General features: G+C 63.5%; 20 protein-coding genes. 10 read left to right on the forward strand and 10 right to left on the reverse strand.

The window, feature by feature from the left end; all coding sequences use genetic code 11:
- Positions 1-177: 177 nt before the first annotated feature.
- Both ACVOK8_RS07280 and ACVOK8_RS07285 read right to left on the reverse strand, forming a co-directional pair.
- Positions 178-486 carry a DUF3861 family protein gene (locus ACVOK8_RS07280; protein WP_481566244.1) on the reverse strand — a complete coding sequence of 103 codons (309 nt, stop codon included), beginning with the start codon at positions 484-486 and terminating at the stop codon, positions 178-180.
- Between the two features lie 209 nt (positions 487-695).
- Positions 696-1,106: an HU family DNA-binding protein gene (locus ACVOK8_RS07285; protein ID WP_481508646.1), complete on the reverse strand. Its 411-nt coding sequence runs from the start codon at positions 1,104-1,106 to the stop codon at positions 696-698.
- A 302-nt stretch (positions 1,107-1,408) separates the two neighbouring features.
- Here ACVOK8_RS07285 and ACVOK8_RS07290 point away from each other — a divergent pair, with 302 nt between their 5' ends.
- The 4 genes from ACVOK8_RS07290 (at position 1,409) to ACVOK8_RS07305 (ending at position 5,542) form a co-directional block, all read left to right on the forward strand.
- Positions 1,409-1,843: an OsmC family protein gene (locus ACVOK8_RS07290; RefSeq protein WP_481566245.1), complete on the forward strand. Its 435-nt coding sequence runs from the start codon at positions 1,409-1,411 to the stop codon at positions 1,841-1,843.
- A 118-nt stretch (positions 1,844-1,961) separates the two neighbouring features.
- The gene (locus ACVOK8_RS07295; protein WP_481566246.1) at positions 1,962-2,708 is read left to right on the forward strand and encodes a glycine zipper 2TM domain-containing protein; all 747 of its coding nucleotides are present in this window, start codon (positions 1,962-1,964) and stop codon (positions 2,706-2,708) included.
- 99 nt (positions 2,709-2,807) lie between these two features.
- Positions 2,808-4,493 (forward strand): amidohydrolase, encoded by a 1,686-nt coding sequence (locus tag ACVOK8_RS07300; RefSeq protein WP_481566247.1) that lies wholly within the window; start codon positions 2,808-2,810, stop codon positions 4,491-4,493.
- A gap of 377 nt (positions 4,494-4,870) precedes the next feature.
- On the forward strand, positions 4,871-5,542 hold the full coding sequence (locus tag ACVOK8_RS07305) for a phosphoribosyltransferase (RefSeq protein WP_481566248.1): 672 nt from the start codon (positions 4,871-4,873) through the stop codon (positions 5,540-5,542).
- Between the two features lie 312 nt (positions 5,543-5,854).
- On the opposite strand, the gene ACVOK8_RS07310 is transcribed toward ACVOK8_RS07305, so the two are convergent.
- Both ACVOK8_RS07310 and ACVOK8_RS07315 read right to left on the reverse strand, forming a co-directional pair.
- On the reverse strand, positions 5,855-7,516 hold the full coding sequence (locus tag ACVOK8_RS07310) for a fatty acid--CoA ligase (RefSeq protein ID WP_481566249.1): 1,662 nt from the start codon (positions 7,514-7,516) through the stop codon (positions 5,855-5,857).
- Between the two features lie 24 nt (positions 7,517-7,540).
- Positions 7,541-9,382, reverse strand: coding sequence for a 3-hydroxybutyrate oligomer hydrolase family protein (locus tag ACVOK8_RS07315; protein ID WP_481566250.1), 1,842 nt, complete (start codon positions 9,380-9,382; stop codon positions 7,541-7,543).
- Positions 9,383-9,471: 89 nt separating this feature from the next.
- Here ACVOK8_RS07315 and ACVOK8_RS07320 point away from each other — a divergent pair, with 89 nt between their 5' ends.
- The gene (locus ACVOK8_RS07320; protein WP_481566251.1) at positions 9,472-10,146 is read left to right on the forward strand and encodes a response regulator transcription factor; all 675 of its coding nucleotides are present in this window, start codon (positions 9,472-9,474) and stop codon (positions 10,144-10,146) included.
- 51 nt (positions 10,147-10,197) lie between these two features.
- On the opposite strand, the gene ACVOK8_RS07325 is transcribed toward ACVOK8_RS07320, so the two are convergent.
- From ACVOK8_RS07325 to ACVOK8_RS07340, 4 genes are all read right to left on the reverse strand, one after another.
- Positions 10,198-13,539 carry a hybrid sensor histidine kinase/response regulator gene (locus ACVOK8_RS07325; protein WP_481566252.1) on the reverse strand — a complete coding sequence of 1,114 codons (3,342 nt, stop codon included), beginning with the start codon at positions 13,537-13,539 and terminating at the stop codon, positions 10,198-10,200.
- A gap of 70 nt (positions 13,540-13,609) precedes the next feature.
- Positions 13,610-14,095: a MaoC family dehydratase gene (locus ACVOK8_RS07330; protein ID WP_481566253.1), complete on the reverse strand. Its 486-nt coding sequence runs from the start codon at positions 14,093-14,095 to the stop codon at positions 13,610-13,612.
- On the reverse strand, positions 14,092-14,970 hold the full coding sequence (locus ACVOK8_RS07335) for an alpha/beta fold hydrolase (RefSeq protein ID WP_481566254.1): 879 nt from the start codon (positions 14,968-14,970) through the stop codon (positions 14,092-14,094). Before ACVOK8_RS07335 ends, ACVOK8_RS07330 begins: the two co-directional genes overlap by 4 nt.
- Positions 14,971-14,981: 11 nt before the next feature.
- Complete coding sequence (locus ACVOK8_RS07340) at positions 14,982-17,180, reverse strand: TonB-dependent receptor (RefSeq protein ID WP_481566255.1); 2,199 nt, start codon at positions 17,178-17,180, stop codon at positions 14,982-14,984.
- Positions 17,181-17,335: 155 nt separating this feature from the next.
- Between ACVOK8_RS07340 and ACVOK8_RS07345 the strand changes: the two genes are divergently transcribed.
- From ACVOK8_RS07345 to ACVOK8_RS07360, 4 genes are all read left to right on the forward strand, one after another.
- On the forward strand, positions 17,336-18,739 hold the full coding sequence (locus tag ACVOK8_RS07345) for a GntP family permease (protein ID WP_481566256.1): 1,404 nt from the start codon (positions 17,336-17,338) through the stop codon (positions 18,737-18,739).
- 84 nt (positions 18,740-18,823) lie between these two features.
- Entirely contained in the window at positions 18,824-19,825 is a 1,002-nt protein-coding gene (locus ACVOK8_RS07350; RefSeq protein WP_481566257.1) for an extracellular catalytic domain type 1 short-chain-length polyhydroxyalkanoate depolymerase, read from the forward strand.
- A 207-nt stretch (positions 19,826-20,032) separates the two neighbouring features.
- The gene (locus ACVOK8_RS07355; RefSeq protein ID WP_481566258.1) at positions 20,033-22,378 is read left to right on the forward strand and encodes a TonB-dependent receptor; all 2,346 of its coding nucleotides are present in this window, start codon (positions 20,033-20,035) and stop codon (positions 22,376-22,378) included.
- A 252-nt stretch (positions 22,379-22,630) separates the two neighbouring features.
- The gene (locus ACVOK8_RS07360; RefSeq protein ID WP_481566259.1) at positions 22,631-22,879 is read left to right on the forward strand and encodes a hypothetical protein; all 249 of its coding nucleotides are present in this window, start codon (positions 22,631-22,633) and stop codon (positions 22,877-22,879) included.
- 26 nt (positions 22,880-22,905) lie between these two features.
- Here the strand turns inward: ACVOK8_RS07360 and ACVOK8_RS07365 are convergent, their stop codons facing one another.
- Positions 22,906-23,268 carry a GFA family protein gene (locus ACVOK8_RS07365; protein ID WP_481566260.1) on the reverse strand — a complete coding sequence of 121 codons (363 nt, stop codon included), beginning with the start codon at positions 23,266-23,268 and terminating at the stop codon, positions 22,906-22,908.
- A gap of 75 nt (positions 23,269-23,343) precedes the next feature.
- Here ACVOK8_RS07365 and ACVOK8_RS07370 point away from each other — a divergent pair, with 75 nt between their 5' ends.
- Positions 23,344-23,760: a hypothetical protein gene (locus ACVOK8_RS07370; RefSeq protein WP_481566261.1), complete on the forward strand. Its 417-nt coding sequence runs from the start codon at positions 23,344-23,346 to the stop codon at positions 23,758-23,760.
- 106 nt (positions 23,761-23,866) lie between these two features.
- Here the strand turns inward: ACVOK8_RS07370 and ACVOK8_RS07375 are convergent, their stop codons facing one another.
- Positions 23,867-24,241, reverse strand: a complete 375-nt coding sequence (locus ACVOK8_RS07375) for a glyoxalase superfamily protein (RefSeq protein WP_481566262.1) — start codon at positions 24,239-24,241, stop codon at positions 23,867-23,869.
- Positions 24,242-24,276 lie beyond the last annotated feature (35 nt).

The following is a 24,276-nucleotide window of genomic DNA, read 5'->3' on the forward strand; positions in this document are numbered from 1 at the left end:
TCCTTGCCACTGCGACGGATAAGCGTGCCGGCGCGACATCAGCGTTTGAAGTGCTGTTTTCCGGTTGCGATGCTCGCGCCAGCAGGCCGATATTACGCTTGGCCTGCGCAAGCGACTTCCGCTCCCGCGCAATCATGGAGGGTGTCTGCAAGTGCTGGTCGGCTTGCTGCCAGCGGCTTACTCCGCCGGCGTCTGCAGCTGCTTGAGCTTGTGCAGCAACTGGCCGAGCTCCGGCTGCAGCGCGCTCAACAGGCTGTCGGGCTTGGCTGAAGATTCGGCCAGGGTCTCCAGCAGACCGGTGACAACCACCACGCCAGCGTCCTCATTGCAGGACAGTCGACGTTGGCCTTGCGCGGATTCCAGCTGGCGCATCCAGTTGTATTGGCTGCGTTGTTCAAATTCGATCGAGCAACGGCCGCTGCACTGCTGGCCGTCAGTCTCGATCGGCGTGACGGAGATTCGGTAGCGATGCTTGCTGATGGACATGGTGGACTACGTGGGGAAGCGGTGGGAGTGGCCACCATAGGCCCGCTCCGGCGCCGGTACGAGGCGTTGGACCATGACGCTGTGTTCCAGTGTTTTTCCCATGCCACAGGCGGAACGCTGCGACCCATGGGAACGTTTTCCACGTTTCGATCAGGCAAAAAAAACGGGACGGCAGAGCCGTCCCGTTTATTCGCCAAGGGGCGCGCTGATTACAGCGCAGCGTCCTTGAGCTTCTTGAGCGGACGCACCTTGAGCTTGGTGGTGGCCGGCTTGGCGGCAAACCACTGCTCTTCCTTGGTGAACGGGTTGATGCCCTTGCGCTTCGGCTTGGCAGCAACGCTCACGGTGGAGATCTTCAGCAGGCCCGGCAGGGTGAAGGAACCAGCGCCCTTCTTGTTGACCGAGGCGGCAACGGCGCCTTCCAGGGCGGCGAACACAGCGCGCACGTCCTTGGCAGCGACCGAAGTGGCTTCAGCGATGTGGGCAACCAGACCGGACTTGGTCAGTGCTTCCTTGATCGGCTTCAGTGCGGCCGGCTTGGCGGCAGCCTTGGTTGCAGCCTTCGTAGCTACTTTCTTCACTGCCTTCTTCGGGGCAGCCTTTTTAGCGGTCTTTGCCATGATTTCCTGTTCCGTGAACGGTTGGTTGTTGGTCGTGCCGACCCCGTCGGCAAGCGAAATGTAGGGCATGAATTGCGTGACGCCAATAGGTAATCGAAGAAAAAGCCCATAAAAATTGGTTCTGGACGCATTTGGACAACAATTCGGTGCTGGAAGTCATGCAAAAACCGGGTTGGACTGCGATCAAACGCGGTGTTGCCCGCGCTCGGCGGGCACGCCGTTACGCCGCCGGCTGCGGCGCACAAACCGCTAACACGCTGTGGTTTAGGCTGGCCGGGTCATCCACCACGAGGAGTTCGACCATGGGTATTTCGCGTCACGCCACCGCACACTGGGAAGGCGATCTGAAGACCGGGCAGGGCCGCTTGAGTACGCCGCAGAGCGGTTTGATGGAGAGCACCCGCTATGCGTTCAACAGCCGCTTCGGCGATGAGAAGGGCACCAATCCCGAAGAACTGATTGCTGCCGCACATGCCGGCTGCTTCACCATGGCGCTGTCGGCCAAGCTCAGCGAAGCCGGCTTCCCGCCGACCTCGTTGGACACGCGTGCCGATGTCGACCTGTCAATGGAGGGTGGCCCGCAGCTGTCGCAGATCCGGCTCAAGGTAAAGGCGGTGGTGCCGGGCCTGGACGAGACCCGGTTCCGCGCAATTGCCGATGACGCCAAGCAGAATTGTCCGGTCTCCAAGGCGCTAAGTGCGGTGCCGATCAGCCTGGATACCGAGTTTTCGGCCTGATCGGACTCCAGCCCGGCCAGCGCTGAACGCTGGCCGGGCCGGTTCAGGATCGTTTCACCCGTCGCGCCTGAGCATCGCTCATCCCTCGTTCCTCATTCCAGCCGGAGTGGTTACTGCCATGAGTCGCTCGCTAGCTGTTGCCGCTGTCCTTGTTGCCGGTGGTCTGGTCGCGTTCAGCGCGTCCGCGCAGCGTTATGACGACGGTCAATACCGCCCCAACGGTTCTTACGATGATGGCCAGTACCGGCCGGACCCGCGCTATGACGATGGCCAGTACCGCGGCGGTGACAACGCCGGTAACGGTGCGGTGTACGACTACGCGCGGGTGGTGCGGGTGGATCCGGTCATCGTCAACGGCAGCCAGGGCCGCAACGAGCGCTGCTATGAGCGCAACGATGGCGGTTATGTGGATAACAGCAATGGTTATCAGGCCGGCGGCTATGGCAACAACGGCTACGGTAACAACAACGGCTATCGGAATGATGGCTATGACCAGCGTGGCTACGACAATGGCCAGTACCGGCAGGGCAACGAAAGCGGTCGCCAGTGGGCGACGGTGATCGGTGGCCTGGCTGGTGCGGTGCTCGGCAGCCGTATCGGCGGCGGGGATGGTCGTTACCTGGGTACCGCGGTCGGCACCATTGCCGGCGGCGCTGCCGGTCGCGCCATCTATGAGGCCAGCAACCGGCCTACCTACCAGCGAGGTGACGTGCGCGTGTGCGAGCCCACTGGCTATGGCAGCGAGAGCGAGCGGGTGGACGGTTACAACGTCACCTACGAATACGCTGGCCGGCAATACCGCACGCATCGCGATTACCACCCGGGCGAGCAGATCCGCGTACGCGTCGATGTAAGCGCCGACTGAGCGCAGCGGGTGTTTCTGCCCTTATGAGGTGCGGGGCACGGTTTGTCAGGCTTGGCCGATGACGGCATAGTCCACGCATTCCGTTGCGGAGAGTGCCTGATGCGTCGTATTGCCTGTGTAGCCCTGTTGCTCCCTTGCCTGCATGCAATTCCGGCCCAGGCCGAGGTCAAGCTGCTGGTGGCCGATACCATCCGCACCGGCGACCCAGCGCAGCCGGTGGTCGGCGCCATCGCCTGGGAAAGTGACAGTGGCAAGGTACTGGATGTGGGCAGCGCCGATGCGCTGCTGCAGTTGTATCCGCAGGCACCGCGTATCGATGTGGGTGACGCGACCGTGGTGCCCGGGCTGATCGATGCCCATGCCCACATCATGGGCCTGGGCAACACCTTGATGCAGGCCGACCTCACCGGTGCACGCAATCGTGGCGAAGTGCTGGAGCGGTTGAAGGCTTTCGAGAAGACCCTGGCGCCCGGTGAGTGGCTGCTGGGCCGCGGCTGGGACCAGAACCGCTGGGACAACACAGATTTCCCCACCGCCGCCGATCTGGATGCGGCGTTCCCGCAGCGTCCGGTCTATCTGGAGCGCATCGACGGCCATGCCGGCTGGGTCAACAGCGCCGCCATCGGTATCGCCGAGAAGGCGGGCAAGTCGTTGTCCGGTGACTGGCAGCCGGAGGGCGGGCGCATTCTCCGCGATGCCGCTGGCAAGCCGAGCGGCGTGCTGGTCGATGGTGCGGCGTCGCTGGTCTATTCGCAGATTCCGGCACTGGATGACGCTTCGCGCGAAAAGCGCTTGCAGGCTGCGCTGCAGGCGGCAGTCAGCAATGGTCTGACCGGTGTGCATGACATGGGCGTGTCGCGCGAGGACCTGACGCTGATGAAGCGTCTGGCCGACCAGGGCAAGCTGCCGCTGCGCATCGACGCCTATGCCGATGGCAACAACGAAGCGCTGGAGGACCTGTGCAAGACCGGCCTGTACGCCCATCCTGGCGGCCGCCTGCAGATGCGCGGGGTCAAACTGTACATGGATGGTGCGCTGGGCAGCCGTGGCGCAGCCCTGCTCAACGCTTATAGCGACGACCCGCATAACCACGGCCTGCTGATGACCTCGCCGGAGGAATTCGAAGTGGCGGTGCGCAAGGCCGATGGCTGCAAGGTGCAGGTCGCCACCCACGCCATCGGTGACCGCGGCAACCGCATCGTGCTGGATACCTACGAGAAGGTGCTGGGCTCGCACAAGGGCGCGGATCACCGCTGGCGCATCGAACACTCGCAGGTGGTGTCGCTGCAGGACATCCCGCGTTTCGCCAAGCTCGGTGTGATCGCCTCGATGCAGCCGACCCATGCCACCTCGGACATGGGCTGGGCCGAGCAGCGGGTTGGGCCGGAGCGCATCCTCGGTGCCTATGCGTGGCAGCGTTTACTGCATAGCGGCGCGCGTCTGGCGCTGGGTTCTGACTTCCCGGTTGAGCAGGTCGATCCGCGGCTGGGCCTGTATGCGGCAGTGACCCGTCAGGACCGCGATGGCCAGCCGCCGGGTGGTTGGCAGCCGGAGCAGCGCCTGAGCGCTGCTGAAGCGTTGCGTGGCTTCACCAGCGACGCGGCCTGGGCTGGCCATGACGAAGCGCAGGTCGGCAAGCTGCAGCGCGGGCTGCGAGCGGACTTCGTGGTGCTGGATCGCGACCCGTTGAAAGTCGCCGCCGACCAGCTTGATGACCTGAAGGTGCTGTCGACCTGGGTTGATGGCGAGCCGGTTTACAAGGCGGCTACGCCGGAGGGCGGCTGAGCACGACCTCTGTAGGCCTAGGCATAGAGCGAGACTCTTGTGCCAAAAGACCAGAACAGTAGTAAAAAGTGAGGTCTACCGGACTGACCTGTGGTTCTCGCGAATCCATCTATCGACTCCCGAAACTCAAATGCCTTTTGCTGGCTTAGCGGTCACGCCAATTGTCTCATTCTGACCCAGAGCGGATGTCGCCCGTCCCTCGGACCGCTATGCCGGAAGCTCGGTGGTCTGCTTGATCCTCTGCGTTGGGATATCCGTTTTGATGTTTTGAACGCAGCGGATGCGGTTTGTACTGGCACAATAGCTTCCATATGAATCCGCCCCCCGTCGCTCCTTTCTGTCCTCGCCGCGCCCCATGGGGCGCGGATGAGGCATGCGTGCTAATTCATCAATCCGACGAAATGAAGGTGCGTGGGCATCCACGCTACGCGGATGCTAAGGCGGGCGATCTGGATGCGGCTGTCGAGCTCGTGCAGGCCACTCTCAACCAGGTCATCCTCACCGAACTGAGTGGCTTTGGGCAGGCCCAGCCGGTGCTCTTGCCGGTGGTGGCTGAGGAAGCCCATGGCACGAATGCCATCCCCCTTGTCCTCGCGCAGCAGGTCGGTGCTGCCCTCGGCTGGCCCATCGAAACCCGTGTCATCCAATCCAACGTCGTGGGACGGACTAAGAAGGATGGCTACTACCGGCTGGCCTTCCAGCCTCTGTTCGAAGGGATATCTGACCCGGACCAGAACTACGTGTTGGTCGACGATTTCATCGGACAAGGGGCGACCTTGGCCAACCTACGGGGACACGTGTTGGCCGCGGGCGGGCGGGTCTTGGGCGTCACTTCACTTACGGGCAAGGCTGTTTCGGCTATTCTTGCACTGCAGCCGGCAACTCTGGCCGAATTGAGACGTACTCATGACAATGATCTTGAAAATTGGTGGAGGCAGGTTTTCGGTTTTGGATTCGAGCACCTCACCGAATCAGAAGCCCGATACCTCATCCCACGCTCGGATGCTAACCGTGTCCGAAAAGAACTCCTTGCGAGATTTTGCGAGTAAGAGTGTGGCCGTCGTTGGACAGAGGTACGTCGTGACCCGTACCGCCAAGGGCGGTTTCATTTTCAGCGCGCCGAAGAAATAGTCTACCCGCAGCTCCCATGCCCTGGAGCGCCTGTCGCGCGCGGTGCTTTGTTTTTTTGGGTTCTGGCGATCCGGTTCCGCTCGGCCGAGCCAAGATCGCTGATGTCAGCGACAGCTTTTAGCCGGTGGGCGCCATGTGACCCAAAGTAGCCACTCAGCTGTGAAGACTAAACATGCCGCGGCGCGCTGTAGTTGAATCTATCGCAGAAAGGCGTCCGTGCTGTTCCAGGATCAACTGCCGCCTGTATCGGCAGGTAGGTCATGCAGGCTGCGCAGTTTCTTCTTGTTGATCTTGCCGACGCTGGTGCGTTCTATCGCATCGACGAAGCTGACGCGGTCGGGGATTGCGTAGCGGGAGATATCGCCTGCGCGGCTGCGTGCGGCGACCAGCTCGATGATCTCGGCTTCGCTGACCTCACCGCCTGCGTGCCTGACCACCAACGGCAACGGGCGTTCGCCCCATTTGGCATCGGCAATGCCGATCACCGCGACTTCGTTGACCGCCGGGTGCATGGCGATGATGTCCTCCAGCGCGAGTGAGGAAATCCATTCGCCGCCGGTCTTGATCACGTCCTTGATGCGGTCGGTGACGCGCAGGTAGCCGCCGCCATCGATGTTGCCGATGTCGCCGGTATGCAGATAGCCGCCTGCCCACAAGGTTTCCGAGGCCTCTGGATTGTTTAGGTAACCCTGGGTGAGCCACGGCGCGCGCACCACCACTTCGCCGGTAGCGATGCCGTCGTGGGCGACTTCGTTCATGGCTTCATCGACGATGCGCAACTCCACCAGCGGTACCGGAATACCGGCCTTGGTACGCAGCGACAGCTCCTCATCGGTGCCAGCCAGGGCATCCACATCGATCTGGGCGAGGGTGAGCAGCGGGCAGGTTTCGGACATGCCGTAGCCGCCAAAGATATCGATGCCGCGCGCCAAGGCCTGCTGCGCCAAGGCACGTGGAAGTGCGGCACCGCCGATGATGACCTTCCAGCTGCGTAGATCGGTATCTGCTGCGGCAGGATCGCCCAGCAGCATGTGCAGGATGGTCGGCACGCAATGCGAGAACGTCACCTTCTCGCGCGCAATAAGTTCCAGCAGCTTGCCCGGCAGGTAGCGGCCCGGGTAGACCTGCTTGATGCCCAGCAGCGTGGCCACATATGGCATGCCCCAGGCGTGCACATGGAACATCGGCGTGATCGGCATGTAGACATCGTCGCGATGCAGCCGGCCCTGCTTGGGCGCACTGCCCAGCGCGGCCATCGCCGCCAATGAGTGCAGGACAAGCTGGCGATGGCTGAAGAACACGCCCTTGGGAAGACCGGTGGTGCCGGTCGTATAGAACATGGTGGCGCGGGTGTTTTCGTCGAAGTCCGGGAAGTTGCGGACCGGCTCGGCGCTGCGCAGACCTGCTTCGTACTCGGTGACGAAACCTGCAGGCAGCGGGCCTGCTTCATCGTCCAGCAGCACCCGCGTGCGCAGGTCCGGCAGCTGCTCTTCAATGCTCTCCAGCACCGGCAGGAACTCGCGGTTGGCCAGGATCACCCGCGCACCGCTGTGATTCAGGGTATAGGCGATCTGCTCCGGGGCCAGACGGATGTTCACCGTCATCAGCACCGCGCCGATCATCGGCACGGCGAAGTAGCTCTCCAGGTAGCGGTTGCTGTCCCAGTCCATCACTGCCACGGTGTCGCCGGGCTTCACGCCCAGTGACGTCAGCAACCCAGCCAGCTGGCCGATGCGCGCCTGCAACGTGCGGTAGCTGTAGCGGACCCTGTCGCCGTAGACGATCTCCTGATCGGGATTGATCGCCAGCGGTGTGTGCAGCAGCTGCTTGATCAGCAGCGGATAGGCGTAGGCGCTGGATTCGGCGGAACTTGCGTCGGCTGCAAATGACATCTGTATATCCTGGTTGCCAGCGCGTCAGCGGCCGGAGGTTGCGGGAACGGACAGCTGCGCGCGCTGCAACGGCGTTTCCGCACGCGGCGTTGGTTGGATCAAGGCATCCTGCGGCAGTGCGTGTGCTGGATTCTCAAGGTGATCCCACACCTGATCCATCGCCGCGAACATGTAGGGAAGCAGCGGCACATAGCGCTTGCGGTAGTCCGGGAAGGCCAGCAGCGAGTCGAAGTGCTGGCCATTGCTCACCCGCCAATAGCTGATCTGCGCACCCGCCTTGCGTGCAAGTGGCACATAGCGGTCGCTGGTCATGCTGATCGGCACCAGCCCATCGTCGGTGCCGTGGATGACCACGATCGGCAGGCCGCGACGCGGCGCCTTGGCGGCAGCGTTGGCGATGCCTGCGCGTACGCGCTTGGCATCGGTACTGTCGCCCGTGCCGAGTGTGCGCAGGCAGTTCAGCCCGCGCAGTGGATCATCCGCCGACTGGGCGGCATTGCCGTCCACCAGCACCACGCCACTGCCGGGCGGAATGCCGCTGCCTTCGCTCCACCAGCTTGCGCGCAGCTCGGCGGTCGCAGCAACGGGCTTGCCATCCGCACCGACAGCAGAGTAGCTGTAAGCGCAGGGATGTTCGCCCGCGCCGTAGCGCCCATAAGCCGATGCATAGGTCACCGCGATTGCGCGCCACAGGTCAAAGCCGGTCGAGAATGCACCGGCGCGCAGCGCGCCATCGCTGAGCCCGGCGTCGGCGAGTTGCTGGCGTGCCGACTGTGCCTGTGCGGCGGTGTCATCGCCTTGCACCAGCCCGGCCGATTTCAGGATGGCACAGCGCTGCGTCCATGCCGGTGCTGCCTGTGCCTGCACCGGCGGCTGCGGCAGATCATCCAGCGCAAGCAGCGCGCAGGGCATCAACAGTGCGGATTGGGTGACGAAGTCATAGAGCGGCGGTGAGCCGGCCACCGAGACATTTGGCTCGCCTGCGACCATCGCATCGAACCAGTCGCCTGCGATCTCCGCTGCGCGCAGCACCGCGCCACCGCCATTGGAAACACCTGCGCCCAGCGTGCGGGTATTGGCAGGGGTGAACGGTGCGGATTGCGGATAGGCGCGGTCCAGCGCCTGCAGGCCGAACTGCAGCGCCTGCAGCAGATGCCGGCCCCAGTCTGCTTCCGGGCTGTCACCGGAATGGGCGTGTTTGAAGGCGATGCCATGCGCCGCGTTGGTATCGGTCGGAGCGAAGGCCAGTGCGCCATGCGTCGCAGGCGTGCCGTCGGCCTGGAAGCCGCTCCTGGCGTCCAGATCGTAATAGTCGCTGCCGGTGCCCTTGTCGGTATAGGCGACGGCGCAGCCGTGGGCCAGGCCCCAACTGCCAGCAACCGAAATCGCGCCGTAGATGCCGCGCGAACCGGAGGAGGCCGCCGCTACCAGGCAGCGCTTTGCCGGATCGAAATTGTCGGGAACCTGCACCAGCACGCGATGCGGCTGGCGGGTGCCGGGGATGCGCGCATAGGCCGAGAACTCCCGGCCCGGCGCAGCCTGCAGGTTGCCGTACACATCGCCGAAGCCACCGCCGGGGGTGAGGTCGGCGATGCCGCGCCAGCTGCTCCAGATGGCGCGACGGCGTGCTTCTTCGGCGGTCGGCTGGGCCGCGCTGGCGAATGCCGGAGCGGTGGCAACGCGCAGGCCATCGAGTCCCAGGCCGGCGGTCAGCAGATCATCGCTGCCGCGGTGCTCGGTTTCGCGCCATTGCTCGAACACGGGTGCGGCAGCGGCAGGGCCGGGCGTGGCGGCCTGGGCGACGGAAACGCAGCCCAACAGCGGCAGCGCGGCGCAAAGCAGGGTAACGGGGCGGGGGATGTTCATTGCCACACACTAACAAGCCAGTGTGTATGTGCCAGCGTACCTAGGTACCCGTGCCCGGTCGCTGGCTAATTTGCTAACCTCGCCTGGACATGCCGACCCTGCTCATTGCCGATGACCACCCCTTGTTCCGCGCCGCCTTGCACCGGGCGGCCGAAGAGGCGGTTGATGACCTGCAGATCAGCGAAGCCGATTCGCTGGACAGTGTGCTGGAGGCGATCGAGGGCCAGCAGATCGACCTGATGCTGCTGGACCTGCACATGCCGGGCAACCACGGCCTTGCCGGTCTGGCGACGATCCGCGCCCTGCAGCCGGGGCTGGCGATCATCATCGTCTCGGCCAATGAAGAGCCGCATGTGATCCGCCGCGCCATCGATCTGGGTGCTGCCGGTTACCTGCCCAAGAGCTCAGGGCTGGTGGACCTGCAGCAGGCCTTGCAGACCGTGCTCGATGGTGAGCGCTGGATACCGGCGATGCTGCGCGAAACCGTGGCGCGGGTTGCGCCTTTCAGCAAGGATGCGGATCTGGCGGCGCGCTTGGCCAGCTTGTCCGCGCACCAGTACAAGGTACTGAGCCTGGTGGCCGAAGGGCTGCTCAACAAACAGATCGCCGATCGACTTGGCGTGCAGCTGCGCACGATCAAGGCACATATGACCCGCATCATGGGCCGGCTCGGTGTACGCAACCGCGCGCAGGCGATCCGCGTACTGCACGAGATGGGTCTGAACGATCCGTCGCGGCAGATTGAAGAGACGCAGGACGCCTGATTCGCGATACGGCGCTGGCCCATCAGCGGATCCCGCGGTGCCTGCTTCGGGTCAGCTTGCGACGGTGCTGCGCGTAGCCAGCAGGTGGTTGATCGCCCAGCGCAGCGCCAGTGGCTTGAACGGCTTGTTCAATAGCGACAGCCCAACTTCGCGTACTGCCTCGCGGGTATCACTGCCGGTGTCTGCGCTGAGGATGACGGTCGGCCGCTGCCTGCGTGCGCCGTCCAGGCGCTTCCACAGCTGGACGCCGGTGTCACCGTCGTCGAGGTGGTAGTCGAACAACCACAGGTCCGCCTCCTGTGCGGATGCACCGATCTCGCTGGCGTCGCTGTACGCGCTTACCTCGCAACCCCATGAAAGCAGCAGCTGCCGCATCGCCTGCAGCGCGTCCGTATCGTTGTCGACCACCAGCACGCGGGTGCCTTTGATGGTGCTGGTGCCGCCCGAGGGCGCGTCGTTGCGTGTGGCCGGCGGCGGGCTTGCGCGTGCCACCGTGATGGAGAACGCCGAACCGCGGTTGACCACGCTGTGTAGTGCCAGCGGTGCATGCAGCAGGCCAGCGATACGGTGCGCAATCGCCAGGCCCAGGCCGAGGCCTTGGCCATTGCTGCGGTCGCCCCGATGGAATTCCTCGAACACGACGCTCTGCTGCTCGGGCGTGATACCTGGACCGCTGTCGTGCACGCTGATTACCAGCTTTTCGCCATGGCTACGCACGCCGAGCAGCACGCCACCGCTGCGGGTGTAGCGGATGGCGTTGGCGAGGAAGTTCTGCAGCACGCGGCGCAGCAACAGCGGATCGCTGTGTACCCAGACACGGCTGCGCACGTAGCGGAACTGCAGGCCGCGCGCGGCTGCCAGCACGGCGAATTCCTGTGCCAAGGGATCAAGTACGGTCGACAAGGCGAACGGACGCGGGTCGGCGACCAGCCCACCCGCTTCCAGTCGCGAAATATCCAGCAGGCCCGACAGCAGGTCGTCGGTCGAGTCCAATGCGCCGCGGATCTGGCGCAGGAAGCTGTCCAGGAACTCCGATTCGATGTGCTGTGACATCGCATCGGTGAGCAGCTGCGCGGCGTGCAGCGGCTGGATCAGGTCGTGGCCGACCGCGGTCAGGAAGCGCGTCTTGGCCACGTTCGCACGTTCGGCTTCGTGCACGGCCTGCTCCAGTCGCGCGGTGCGGTCCTGCACGCGCAGCTCCAGGGTCTCGTTGCTGCGCTTGAGCGCATCCTCGGCCATGCGGAAGGCGGTGACATCGGTGAAGGTGGCGACGTAGCCGCCGCCGGGCATCGGGTTGCCACGGATTTCGACGATGGTGTTGTCGGGGAAGATCCGTTCGGACAGATGCGGCGTGCCACGGCGCATATGCGCGATGCGACGGTTCAGCGCCTTGCCGACGTTGTCACCCGGGGCCTCGCCGATCTTCAGTTCGCCCAAGGCCCATGCAGTGAGATTGGCGACCGGCTGCCCGACCTGCAGCAGTTCGGGCGGAAATTTGAACAGCGCGGCATAGCGGCTGTTCCAGGCCACCAGCTGCAGCTGGGCATCGACCACGCTGATGCCCTGGCTCATGTTTTCCAATGCGGCTTCCAGCAGGCGCTGGTTGAAACGCAGTGCCTGCGTTGCTTCACCGACGGCACGGGTGACCGCATCCAGCGGCGCGGCGCCGCCGTCACGCGCGGCCTCGACCAACAGCCGCGCCATGCCTGCGCCGACCACGGCGGTCAGCTCGCGTTCGATGGCCGTGACCCGGTCGTCATCCAGCATCTGCCCGGCATGCCCATCCATCAATTGCCGCGCCCGCTCCGGCCCGAGGAAGCGGCCGGCGGTCTTGCGCATGGATGCCGCGGCCACGGCGTCTTTCTGCAGTGGCAGCGATGGGCGGATCGCGCGTGACACCAGCGCAACGGTGATCAGGTTGACCGCCAGGCTGGCGCTCATGCTGATGGCGATGTGGCCGGGTTGCATGCGCAGCGAGAACAGCGCCAGCCAGTGCAACCCTTCGCCGCCGGTTGTTGGATCGGGTGCCGGGATCACCATCGGCAGCAACACCAGCCACAGCCAGACCAGCGAGCCCAGCACGATGCCCGCCATGATCGCAGGCGAGGGCGTGCGCGGCCGATACACCGCAAGCAGCACCGCCGGCGCCAATTGCGACAGGGCGGTGAACGACATCAACCCGAAATCGCTGAGTGCCTCGGTGCCGCTCATGGCGCGGCTGTACAGCCACGACATCAGGAACACGGCGAGGATGCCGGCGCGACGGAAGGCCAGCACGCGCGGGCGCAGATCGGCACCGGCATCGTTGCCGCCGCCGTTCATCCCGCCGAGCAGATGCGAGCCAAAGCCGTGGTTGCCGAGCATGATCGACAAGGTCAGGCCGGACAGGATCATCATGCCGGTGGCTGCGCTCAAGCTGCCCAGGTAGGCGAGCAGCGCCAGCAGGTGATGGCCGCGTTGCTGCGGCAAGGCCAGTACGTACAAATCAGGCGATACCGAGGCTCCGAGCTGCGCGGCACCAGACAATGCCATCGGCACCGAGGGCAGGCCGATCAATAGCAGGTAGAGCGGGAACAACCAGCGGGCAGTTTTCAGGTCGGAGGATTGGCGCAGCTCGACCACGCCGACATGGAACTGATGGGGCAGGGTGAACGCCGCCATCGCGCCCAACGCGACCATGGTGATGAAATCAGGGATAACCGCTGGTGGCGGCAGATGCGCCATCTTTTCCAGCAGCAGCGTGCCGGCGCGATGCACCGAGATTGCCGCATACAAGCCAATCGCGAGCAATGCTGCGAGCTTCAGCAGCGACTCCAGCCCCAGCGCCACCACGATGCCGCGGTTGTGCTCGGTGGCCGAGGCCTTGCGCGCGCCGAACAGCATGGTGAACGCAGCCATCGTCAGCGCAAACCAGAACGACATGTCCAGCTGCCAGCCGCTGGCGGCGAACTGGTCGCCCAGCAACGCACTGAGTCCCTGGCTGACAGCCTTAAGTTGCAGCGCGATATAGGGAACGATGCCGAACAGCGCAACCAGGGTGATGGTCACGCCCAGGCCCTGATCGGTGCGCAGCCGCGCGACCACCAAGTCGGCGATGGTGGCGCTGTTGTGTTGTTTTGCCAGCCGGCCCAGGCGCGCGAGGAAGGGCAGACCCAAGGCGAAGATCAGCGCCATGCCGATCAAGGTCGGCGGAATCGGGAAGCCCCATTGCACGCCCTGCGAGGCGGCTCCGTAATACGTCCACGCGGTGCAGTGCACGCCCAACGACAATGCGTAGATGGCAGGCCAGATCCTGCCGAGACGATGGCCTTGGCGCTCACCCCACAGGGCGACGCCGAACAGCAGCACGGTCCACGCGATGCAGGCGAACAGGACGATGGAGGGCGTCAACATCGCTCCAGTGTAGAGAGAACCGTGGCCGGCGTGCTGGATGCCGGCCGGCTGCTTGCTGTGCTGGTATGCGTCAGGGCGCGATCACGATCAGTGACAGCTGCTCAGCGGCCAATGCCACCTCGCCGCCGGGCTGCAGTTCCACGCTCTTGTGCTGGGTCAGCAGCCATTGCCCGGGCTGGCGCGGCTCCAGTGAAACCAAGCGTGAGCGCACGCGGATGTCGGAGCCACTGGGAACCGGCGCCAGAAAGCGCACTTTGTTCAAACCGTAGTTCAGTACGTGGGCGATGCCGGGGAAGCCGACCAGGGCGGCCACATCTTCTTCGACCGTGAGCGAGAGCAGCAGGAAGCCATGGGCGATGGTCGTCCCGCCCGGCAGACCTGCCTGCGCACGGACCGGATCAACGTGGATCCAGTTGTGGTCACCGGTGGCCTCGGCGAAGGCAACGATGCGCGCCTGCGCGATGTGGGTGGGCTTGCCAAGGCGTTCGGCTGCGGCCCATTGCTGCAGTGCCTGCAGGGCTTCCGGCAATTCCCTGGTCGTGTCACCGGCGCTCATTGCAGGCGTCCAAGCAGGGCCATGATCGCATCACGCGCCTCGGGCTCGGACAAGGTCGGTGCGTGACCAACATCCGGCACGACGACCAGGCTGGCGTTTGGCGACGTAGCCGCCATCTGCTGGGCAACATCGGCAGGCAGGATATCGGACAGTGCACCACGCACCACCAGTACCGGCACCCGTGAGGTCAGTCCGCGCACCGCGCGCCACAATACCGGCCGCAGCAGCCACAGCACCCACGGCCGGGTGGTGCGGATGATGGCCGGGTCATAGTCCAGTTCCAGCAGGCCGTCGTCGCGCTGGCGGAAGCTGCGTGAGGCCATCGCCCGCCAGTCTTCGGCGGTGAAGCGCGGGAAGGATGCCTTGCCGATGGATTCGGCGTAGGCGGCTGCCTGCTCCAGATCCATTGGTGGCAAGGGCTTGCCTGCATATTTTCCGATCCGCGCCAAAGCTTCGCGTGGCACCTTGGGGCCGGCGTCGTTGAGTACCGCTGCAGCGATCAGCTCCGGTGCGCGCGAGGCCAGGGTGATGGTGACCAGCACGCCCAGCGAGGTGCCGATGAACACCGCCTTGGCGATGTTCTGCGAACGCAGCAGCGCCACCATGTCATCGGCGTAGGTGCGCGGGTTGTAGCTGGTCGGGTCGGGCGCACGTGCCGAACCCGCACGGCCACGCAGGTCGACCGCAAGCACGCGCCAGCCGACATCAGTCAGCGTTTTGGCCAGCGCATCGAAATCAGCGGCGTTGCGGGTCAGGCCGGGAACGCAGACCACCGTGCCGCGGGGCGATTGTCCCGCGGCCGGTGCATGGTCGCGCGCGTGTAGGCGCAGGCCATCGTTGCTGTTCCAGTACAGATCATCGTAAGACTGGGTCATGCAGGTGTTTCCTAGAAATCGTAGCGGACGCTGAGACTGTACTGGCGCGGCGGGCCATAGAAGCCGATCAGGGTGCCGACCGCCGGGATGTTGTAGCCGGTGGTGCGGTATTCCTTGTCGGCCAGGTTGGTGCCCTGCAGCGAGAAGGTCCAGGCGTCATTGAGCTTCCAGATCACGCCGGCATTGACCAGCCCGTAGCCGTCCTGGCGGATCACCGGGCTCAGGTCGGTAGTCGGCCACACTTCGCTCTGGTAGCTGTAACCCACGCGTGCGGACAGGTTGCTGCCATTGGCCAGCTCGGTGCGGTATTCCACGTTCAGCGCACCCGAGAAATCCGGTGCGTTGGTGAACTTCATCTGGTCGGCAACGTTGACACCACGGTCCATGTATTCGTCGTACTTGGTGTCCAGCCAGGCCAGGTTGCCGGAGATCAGCCAGTTGGCGGTCGGCAGGAACTGGTATTCGACTTCCAGACCATTGACGGTGCCCTTGCCGGCATTGGTGAAGTCGCCGAAGAAGGCATCGTTGACGCCGTCACCATTGGTGTCGATGCCGGTGAACACCGACAGCTGGATGTCCTTGTACTTGTTGTGGAAGGCCGACAGGTTCAGGAACAGGCGCGAATCGAGGAAGCCCATCTTGCTGCCGATCTCGAAGCTGTCGACGGTCTCGTCATCGAACGGCTCGGCCGAGCGCGGTACGGCCACGGCATTGGCACGGATGTTGTAGCCGCCGGATTTGAAGCCGCGTGTTGCCAGGCCGTAAACCATGATGTCCGGGGTGATCTGGTAATCCAGCGACACCTTCGGCGAGACGTTCTTGAAGTTGGTGGTCTTGTCGAAGTCCGCGGCAACCGCGATCGGACGGGTGAAGGTCGCATCGGAGTAGAAACGGTTCAACACGATCGCGCGCTTGTCCTCATCGGTGTAGCGGGCACCGACATCGAGCTTGAGTTTGTTGGTCAGGTCGAAGGTCCAGTCCGCGTACAGCGCGATGCTGTCGGTCAGCACCTTGCCGCGGGTATCGCCGAACTGCAGGTTGAAGAAGTTGTTGCGGATCTGACCGCCAGCTTCACCGCTGAACTGGTACAAGCCAACCACGCCGCGCACACGGCCGCCGGCATCGTAGTTCAACTGCAGCTCGTTGCTGACCTGGCTGTCCTCGTAGAAGCCGCCGACGTCGGCCAGCTTGACCGGCGTGGTGTCGAAGTCGATGTTGGAGTGGCTGTCTGACTCGCGCTTGGCGACCACGTACTTCAGTGCAATGTCGTCGTTCGGCCGCCAGTTGACCGTGGCCGAGGCACCCTTGGTCTCGACGCTGTTGAGGTTCTGCATGCCCGAGCGGATGTCGTAGCGGTCATCCATCGGCGGGTAGGCCGGGGTGAACGGGTTCGGTGCCAGCATCTTCGAGCCACGCATGCCGGACTGGTCGTCGATCCAGTCCAGGGCGAACTGCACATCGAAGTCATCACCTGCGTACGCACCCAGGTTCAAGCGCGCGGCATTGATCTGCTTGTCGCTGATCGGCTGGCCATTGAAGGTGTTTTCGCCGAAGCCGTCGCGGTTCATGCTGGCCACCGCGATGCGCCCGCGCAGGCCGCTGTCGGCGCCACCCAGCGGGCCGCCGATCGCCGCCTTGGCATCAAGCTGGTTGTAGTTGCCGGCGGTGATCTGGGCATAGCCCTCGACCTGTGTCGGCAGGCCGCGTGAGATGTACTTGATCGCGCCGCCAATGGTGTTCTTGCCGTATAGCGTGCCCTGCGGGCCGCGCAGTACTTCGATGCGGGAGACGTCGAACACGTCCAGCAGCGCACCCTGCGGTCGCGCGATGTAGACGTCATCCAGGTAGATGCCAACGCCCGGGTCCGCGCCCCAGGTGGGATCGGACTGGCCGACGCCGCGGATGTACGCGGTGACCGTGCTGCTGGCGCCGCGCGCCGCATAGATGGTCAGGTTGGGTACCTGCGAGTCGAGATCGGCGATGTCCTGCACGTTCAACTTGTCCAGCGCTTCGGAGGTGAAGGCGGTGACCGCGACCGGCACTTCCTGCAGGGTTTCCTCGCGCTTGCGTGCGGTGACGGTGATGCTGTCCAGGTTGGTGGCCGAAGCGGCCTTGCCTTCCATCGCCGCAGCCGGTTGTGCTTCCTGTGCCAATACCGGCCCGGAGGCCAACAGCGCGCCGATCATCAGGCTCAAACAATTCCGCTTCATTCGGTCCTCCCCAGGCAAGTACGTTGTAGATGGCCGTATGCCACCCTCGGAGCCAAGGCTAGCGGGGTGTCTGTGTACCAGCGAGTGGACCTAGGTCCAGTCGGCAGCGGCGATCAGATCAGGATACTGAGCGCCTCCTCATTCGGAAGCGCCGTATGTCGTTACTGATCGTACTTGCAGCGCTGGGCTTCCTCATGCTGGTGGCCTACCGCGGTTACAGCGTGATCCTGTTCGCGCCCATCGCCGCACTCGGTGCGGTGCTGCTGACCGACCCGTCGCTGGTGGCGCCGATGTTCACCGGCTTGTTCATGGACAAGATGGTCGGTTTCCTGAAGCTGTATTTCCCGGTGTTCCTGCTGGGCGCGGTGTTCGGCAAGCTGATTGAGTTGTCCGGGTTTTCCAAATCGATTGTTGGCGCGGCGATCCGGTTGTTCGGCCCGCAACGGGCGATGCTGTCGATTGTGCTGGTGTCCGGCCTGCTCACTTACGGTGGCGTGTCGTTGTTCGTGGTCGTGTTCGCGGTCTATCCGTTTGCCGCCGAGATGTTCCGCCAGAGCAATATCCCCAAGCGGCTGATTCCAGCGACGCTGGCGGTCGGCGGTTTCAGCTTCACCATGGATGCGCTGCCGGGTACCCCGCAGATCCAGAACATCATTCCGACAACGTTCTTCGGCACCGATACCTGGGCCGCTCCGGTGCTCGGCATCCTCGGCAGCATCTTCGTGCTGGCGGTGGGCATGGCCTACCTGGAATGGCGCCGCCGTGTTGCCGTGCGTAAGGGTGAGGGCTATGGCGATCCGGCGACGTTGGTCAATGAGCCGACGCCGTTCACTGGTACCAACCTGGCGCATGCGGGCATCGCGGTGTTGCCGCTGTTGCTGGTGTTCGTATCAAACAAGCTGTTCACACTGGGTATCCCGCATTGGTATGGCGCCGAGCACAGCTTCGTGCCGTCCATCCTCGGCAAGTCCGCGCCGGTTGTGCAGGAGGTCCCCAAAATTGCTGCGATCTGGGCAGTAGAGGGCGCGTTGTTGGTGGGCATCCTGTCGGTGATGGTGCTGGCATGGCGCCCGGTGGTGACCCAGTTTGCCGATGGCACCAAGACCGCGATCAGCGGCGCCTTGCTGGCGGCGATGAACACTGCCTCGGAGTATGGTTTTGGCGCAGTGATCGCAGCGTTGCCCGGTTTCATGGTGGTGGCCAATGCCTTGGGCTCGATCAAGGACCCGTTGCTGCACGAAGCCGTTACCGTGACCGGCCTGGCCGGCGTCACCGGCTCTGCCTCCGGCGGCATGAGCATCGCCTTGGCAGCGATGTCAGAGACTTTCATCGAGAACGCGCAGGCGGCAGGCATCCCGATGGAAGTGCTGCACCGTGTCGCCTCGATGGCCTCCGGCGGCATGGACAGCCTGCCGCACAACGGCGCCGTCATCACCTTGCTGATGGTGACGGGGCTGACACACCGGCAGGCCTACAAGGACATTTTCGCTGTGACCATCATCAAGACGCTGGCGGTGTTCGTGGTGATCGGCATCTATTACGCCACCGGCTGGGTTTGACGGCGGCGGTGCAACACCCTGGCGGCTGGTTCGCGAGGACTTCCGGTACGACTTCATCCACGACTCACGCATGAGGATCTGGCTATGAAATCTGGAATCGTTTCAATCAAGGCTGTTCTACTGCTGCTGTGTAGCTGGCTGGCGACGGGCAGCGCGTTTGCGCAAAGCACTGCAGGCCATTGGGATTTCGGTCTGTATGGCAACCTTTTCGGTAGCCGCGAGTATCAGGTCTGGGTTCCGGCTGGCTATGAGGCAAGCAAGCCGCTGCCGGTACTGCTGGTGCTGCATGGCTGCGTCAATGGGCCCAACCTGATGGGCGAAGCCTCGGGCTTCAATGATGTCGCCGACGTCGAGGGCTTCATCGTGGTCTATCCGCGGCAGAACGTTACGTCCAACCCGACGCGCTGCTGGAACTGGCAGTTGCCGATCAACCAGGCACGTGGCAGTGGTGAGGCCTCGATCCTGGCCGGGATCGTCGATGCGGTGAAGGCCGGCTACGCCGTCGATCCGCGCCGGGTCTACGTCACCGGCATTTCCGCTGGCGGCGCGATGACCTCGATCATGCTCGCCTGCTATTCGGATGTGTTCGCAGCCGGTGCCATCCATTCCGGCGGCATGTACAAGGGCGCCACCACCGTATCCGGCAGCGCCTATGCATTGTTGGCGGGCAGCATCTATTCGCCGGAGAGCAATGGCAAGCTTGCCTGGCAGTGCTCGGGCTCGCCGTCGCCGCGCCCGCTGCCGGTGCTGGTGTTCCATGGCAGCGCCGATGCAACGGTCAATCCGGTAAACGGGCAGCAGGCAGTGCGTCAGTTCCTGCAGACCAATGATCTGGCCGATGACGGGCTGGACAATGATTCGGTCAAATACGTGCCGACCAGCACCGTTGCGGGGCAGGTGCCGGGTGGTCGCGCTTATACGGTCAAGAACTACACCTACGGCGGCAAGACTCTGGTCCAGGACTATCTCGTGCATGGGATGGGGCATGCCTGGAGCGGCAGCCAGTCAGGCCTGCCGTTCACCGACCCGAAGGGGCCGGATGCGACCTTGATTACCTGGTTGTTCCTGAAGGACCAACTGCGCTGAGCGCTTGCAGCGCAGGAACTGATTGAAGTGTGTCATCGCCAGCGTGGGAGCCGATTGCTCCTGCGCTGGCGTTCTGCTTCATGGGCTTCCAACTTGGCAATGCCATCGAATTGCAACCTTGTGCGGTGATGATCTGCGCGCCTCATGCCGCGCCATCGGCCCTATCCGGGCCGTGCGCAATCATCAACTGCCAACCAAGGCCATTCCATGCAGCGTCACCGCACCACTTCTGCAGTTACCCGCGTTACCCACGATTTTCCGCGTCGCTCGCTGCTGGCCCAGGCCTGCGCGCTGCTGATCCTGCCGCTGGCCGCGCAGACCGCGCTGGCCCAGGACGCCGCGCCGGCCGAGGCACGCAGCGCCGCCACGGCGCTGGACACCATCACCGTCACCGCCGAGCGCCGCGAGCAGAACCTGCAGGACGTGCCGGTGTCGGTGGGCGTGGTGCAGGGCGAAGCCCTGCGTAGCTATACCGAAGGTGCCGACGACACGCTGCTGGCGCTGTCCGGACGCGTCCCCAGCTTCTATGCCGAAACCACCACCGGGCGCATCTTCCCGCGCTTCTACATCCGTGGACTGGGCAATATCGACTTCTACCTCGGTGCCTCGCAGCCGGTTTCCATCATCCAGGACGACGTGGTGCTGGAACACGTGGTGCTCAAGTCAAACCCGGTCTACGACGTGGATCAGGTGGAAGTGCTGCGCGGCCCGCAGGGCTCCTTGTTTGGCCGTAACACCACCGCTGGCATCGTCAAGTTCGATACCGCCAAGCCCAGCCAGGACCCGAGCGGCCGGGTCAACGTAAGCTACGGCAGCTACAACAGCGTCGCCATCGACGGCGGCATGGGTGGCGCGATCAACGACGTGCTGTCCTACCGCGTGTCCACCCTGTACCAGCACCGTGACGATTGGGTGGACAACACTTATCGCGGGCCCAGCGCCGACGGCACGCTGACGCCGAAGAACGACACCATGGGCGGCTACGACGATCGCAACCTGCGCCTGCAGCTGCTGTACAAGCCGAACGAACAGTTCTCGCTGCTCGGTTCCGTGCACACCCGCGACTATGAAGGCACCTCGACCTTGTTCCTGCGCAATGCGCTGGTGAAGGGTAGCAATCGAACCGACGTGCCGCGCGACAAGGTTGCCTTCGACGAGGCCGACAACAACCCGCAGGCCTACAAGACCCACGGCGGCTCGCTGAAGGCCACCTATGATTTCGGCAACACCACGCTGACCTCGATCAGCGCCTACGAAACCACCTCCGGCTACAGCCGCGGTGATACCGATGGCGGTGCCGCGGCCAACTACCCGGTCAATGGCCTGCCCAACGGTTACGGCCAGTCGATGGGCCAGGTGCAGGACCTGGACCAGTTCACCCAGGAACTGCGTCTGGCCTCCAATGAAACGGAACCGCTGTCGTGGCAGGTTGGCGCATTCTACTTCGATGGACGTGATACCACCGATTTCTACCAGCGCGCCTGGTTCCTCAACGCGCCGACCCGCAATCCGAACAACTGGGTGCGCCTGCGCAACATCAATACCTCGTGGGCAGGCTTTGGCCAGGTGAGCTGGAAGGCCACCGACGCGCTGACCTTGACCGCGGGTGTCCGCGCGACCAAGGACGAGAAGAGCACGCGTCTGCTGAAGACCGCCGACACCGCCGCAGGCTTGGTGACCTACAAGGGCCGCCACAACGTCGAGATGTCGGATACCCAGCCGAGCTGGGACCTGAGCGCGATGTACGAAGTCAGCCCAGAGCTGAGCCTGTACGCACGCGTGGCACGTGGCTTCCGTGGGCCGACCATCCAGGGCCGCTCGGCGGTATTCAATGCCGATTTCACCACTGCCGATTCGGAAACCATCCTGTCCTGGGAAGCCGGCATCAAGAGCAGCCTGTTCGACAACCGCCTGCGTTTGAATGTCAGTGGCTTCACCTACACGGTCAACGACATCCAGCTCAACGGCAACGATTCCAACGGCAACGGCGTGTTGTTCAATGCCGACAAGGCGCGTGCATATGGTCTGGAAGCCGACATGGATTGGCGCCCGATCCCGAACCTGTCGCTGACGGCCGGCCTGAGCCTGCTGCACAGCGAGATCCAGGACAAGCGCGTGTATGCGCAGGTCTGTGCGTTGAATGGGGTTGTCGTGTGTACGGTCAATGACCCGACCATCAAGATCGGCAGCAATGTCTACGCCCAGATCGACGGCAACCCACTGCCGAACGCGCCCAAGTACAACTTGAATCTGGCCGCGCGCTACGACATCCCGGTGGGTGATGATGGCGCGGTGTTCTTCGCCACCGATTGGAACAAGCAGGGCGAAACCCAGTTCGTGCTGTACGACAGCAAGGAGTTCTACTCCAAGGGCAACTTCGAAGGCGGTCTGCGCGTGGGCTATACCGGCGGCTACGGTGCCTGGGAAGTGGCGGCGTTCGCCCGCAACATCACCAACGAGAAGAACCTCAAGGGTGTGATCGAGAACTATATGGCGGCGGTCTACAACGATCCGCGCATTATTGGTGTTTCGTTCAACTACAACTGGCGTTGAGCCGCTTTAGCTTTGCTTTGGGCTTTGCTTTGGGCTTTGCTTTTGCTTTTGGTTTTGGTTTTGCTTGAGGCTTTGCTTGAGCCCCTCTCCCGCCTGCGGGAGAGGGGTTGGGGTGAGAGGGCGGTGCGGAGCGCCGTGCAGTTCTGCTTTGCCTCGGTCATGCCGCAATTAGGGTAGGAGCGATACGCCCAAAGCCAAATGCTGCCCTCATCCGCCCCTGCGGGGCACCTTCTCCCGCAGGCGGGAGAAGGGATGGAGCCAGAGCCAGAGCCGGAGCCGGAGCCAGAGCCAGAGCCAGAGCAAAATGCGAAAAGCAGAGCGATTCCCGCCTCCGCGGGAATGACGGCATTGGAGCAAAAGCCAAAAGCCAAAAGCCAAAAGCCAAAAGCCAAAAGCCAAAAGCCAAAAGCCAAAAGCCAAAAGGCGAAAACCGAAGCTGAAACCAGAATTAAAATCAGAGTTAAAGCCGAAGCCGAGGCCGAAGCTAAAACAAAAAGCTAGGGCGAGGGCGAACTTCAGTTACCTGATCAGGCCATTCCCGCACCCACGGTCGCCCGAACCGGAATCCCCGCCGGATCAAACGCCTCCAGGCAGAACACATTCACCCCGTAGTAGTCCGGGGTAACCCGCTTGCGATGGAACGGATAGATACCGCAGGTGCCGCAGAAATAGTGGTGCGCGGTCAGGGTATGGAACTGATACTCCACCAAAACCTCCTGCCCGGACAGTAACTCGAACGCCGACTCATGCACTTTCACCATCAGCGCATTCTTCCGCCGGCAGATCGAGCAGTCGCAGGTGGTCAGCTCCGGGAAGTCGGTTTCAATGCGGAAGCTGACAGCGCCGCAATGGCAGCTGCCCCGGTAAGTCTGCAGGGGACGGTGGGACACGTGGAACTCCAGGCGAGCGGCAAGGCGAGGCTTGGATCATACTCAGCCCATCATCGGACGGGTGGGGAGCAGGTGATGCGTGCATTTCTGAAAGGCTTGCTGGCGGTAGTGCTGGGTTTGATCGCTGGCAGCGCGGTGAACATGGGGCTGATCGTGCTCGGCGGACACCTGGTTCCACCGCCTGCAGGAGCGGACACCAGCACGACTGAAGGTCTGCAGGCCGCAATGCCCTTGTTCGAGGCCCGCCATTTCCTGTTTCCTTTCCTGGCCCATGCATTGGGCACACTGGCCGGAGCATTGCTGGCAACTTGGATCGTCGGTCGCACCAGCAAACTACCGGCCTTGCTGATCGGCCTCTTGTTTCTGGCAGGCGGCATAGCCAGTTGCTTCATGTTGCCAGCACCACGCTGGTTTGAAGTGCTGGACGTGCTGCTGGCCTACCTCCCGTTCGCCTGGCTGGGTTACGTATTGGCAAGAAAATCGCGGTCGTAGGATCGGCGTACGCCGCTCAGCTGAAATTCCATCCGCAATCATTCCACCTGCAATTGCAGGCAATGGGCTGGCAGACCCAGTACGAGCTTCGCGGCTTACGCCGCTCCTACAAGCTCGCAGGCAACGCCTGCCCGAAACACAGCACATTACCTGCGGGGTCGATGACGTTGAAATCGCGCATGCCATACGGTCGGTCGGCTATGGCAACGGTGATGGCCACGCCCGTTTCCTGCAGCAGTGTGTGGTAACTGTCGATCTGATCGATATGTAGATACAGGCGGCTGATTCCCCCGGGCTTTGCATCGCTGCGGGTGACCAGGGTCAGCTCAACCTCGTCGCGGCAGACAGAGGCCATTTCAGCGGGTTCACCCCATTCCCACGCCAACGAGAAGCCAAGCTTGTCGCGGTAGAACGCGACGGCTGCGGGCAGGTCATCAACACCGAGGAATGGCGACACCGAATGGAAACGTGTGGCAGTCATGGCAGGTGTCCGTTTGGGTTCCAGGTTCAGGGGTT

This window comes from Stenotrophomonas sp. STEN083, assembly GCF_056759195.1.

Excerpts from the sequence above, each read along its gene's own strand:
- ACVOK8_RS07315 (WP_481566250.1), bottom strand. The coding sequence starts at position 9,382 with ATGAACATCCCCCGCCCCGTTACCCTGCTTTGCGCCGCGCTGCCGCTG.
- ACVOK8_RS07345 (WP_481566256.1), top strand. The coding sequence starts at position 17,336 with ATGTCGTTACTGATCGTACTTGCAGCGCTGGGCTTCCTCATGCTGGTG.
- ACVOK8_RS07285 (WP_481508646.1), bottom strand. The coding sequence starts at position 1,106 with ATGGCAAAGACCGCTAAAAAGGCTGCCCCGAAGAAGGCAGTGAAGAAA.
- ACVOK8_RS07350 (WP_481566257.1), top strand. The coding sequence starts at position 18,824 with ATGAAATCTGGAATCGTTTCAATCAAGGCTGTTCTACTGCTGCTGTGT.
- ACVOK8_RS07325 (WP_481566252.1), bottom strand. The coding sequence starts at position 13,539 with ATGTTGACGCCCTCCATCGTCCTGTTCGCCTGCATCGCGTGGACCGTG.
- ACVOK8_RS07370 (WP_481566261.1), top strand. The coding sequence starts at position 23,344 with ATGCGTGCATTTCTGAAAGGCTTGCTGGCGGTAGTGCTGGGTTTGATC.
- ACVOK8_RS07360 (WP_481566259.1), top strand. The coding sequence starts at position 22,631 with ATGGAGCCAGAGCCAGAGCCGGAGCCGGAGCCAGAGCCAGAGCCAGAG.
- ACVOK8_RS07320 (WP_481566251.1), top strand. The coding sequence starts at position 9,472 with ATGCCGACCCTGCTCATTGCCGATGACCACCCCTTGTTCCGCGCCGCC.
- ACVOK8_RS07300 (WP_481566247.1), top strand. The coding sequence starts at position 2,808 with ATGCGTCGTATTGCCTGTGTAGCCCTGTTGCTCCCTTGCCTGCATGCA.
- ACVOK8_RS07310 (WP_481566249.1), bottom strand. The coding sequence starts at position 7,516 with ATGTCATTTGCAGCCGACGCAAGTTCCGCCGAATCCAGCGCCTACGCC.
- ACVOK8_RS07375 (WP_481566262.1), bottom strand. The coding sequence starts at position 24,241 with ATGACTGCCACACGTTTCCATTCGGTGTCGCCATTCCTCGGTGTTGAT.
- ACVOK8_RS07355 (WP_481566258.1), top strand. The coding sequence starts at position 20,033 with ATGCAGCGTCACCGCACCACTTCTGCAGTTACCCGCGTTACCCACGAT.
- ACVOK8_RS07340 (WP_481566255.1), bottom strand. The coding sequence starts at position 17,180 with ATGAAGCGGAATTGTTTGAGCCTGATGATCGGCGCGCTGTTGGCCTCC.
- ACVOK8_RS07295 (WP_481566246.1), top strand. The coding sequence starts at position 1,962 with ATGAGTCGCTCGCTAGCTGTTGCCGCTGTCCTTGTTGCCGGTGGTCTG.
- ACVOK8_RS07290 (WP_481566245.1), top strand. The coding sequence starts at position 1,409 with ATGGGTATTTCGCGTCACGCCACCGCACACTGGGAAGGCGATCTGAAG.
- ACVOK8_RS07335 (WP_481566254.1), bottom strand. The coding sequence starts at position 14,970 with ATGACCCAGTCTTACGATGATCTGTACTGGAACAGCAACGATGGCCTG.
- ACVOK8_RS07280 (WP_481566244.1), bottom strand. The coding sequence starts at position 486 with ATGTCCATCAGCAAGCATCGCTACCGAATCTCCGTCACGCCGATCGAG.
- ACVOK8_RS07330 (WP_481566253.1), bottom strand. The coding sequence starts at position 14,095 with ATGAGCGCCGGTGACACGACCAGGGAATTGCCGGAAGCCCTGCAGGCA.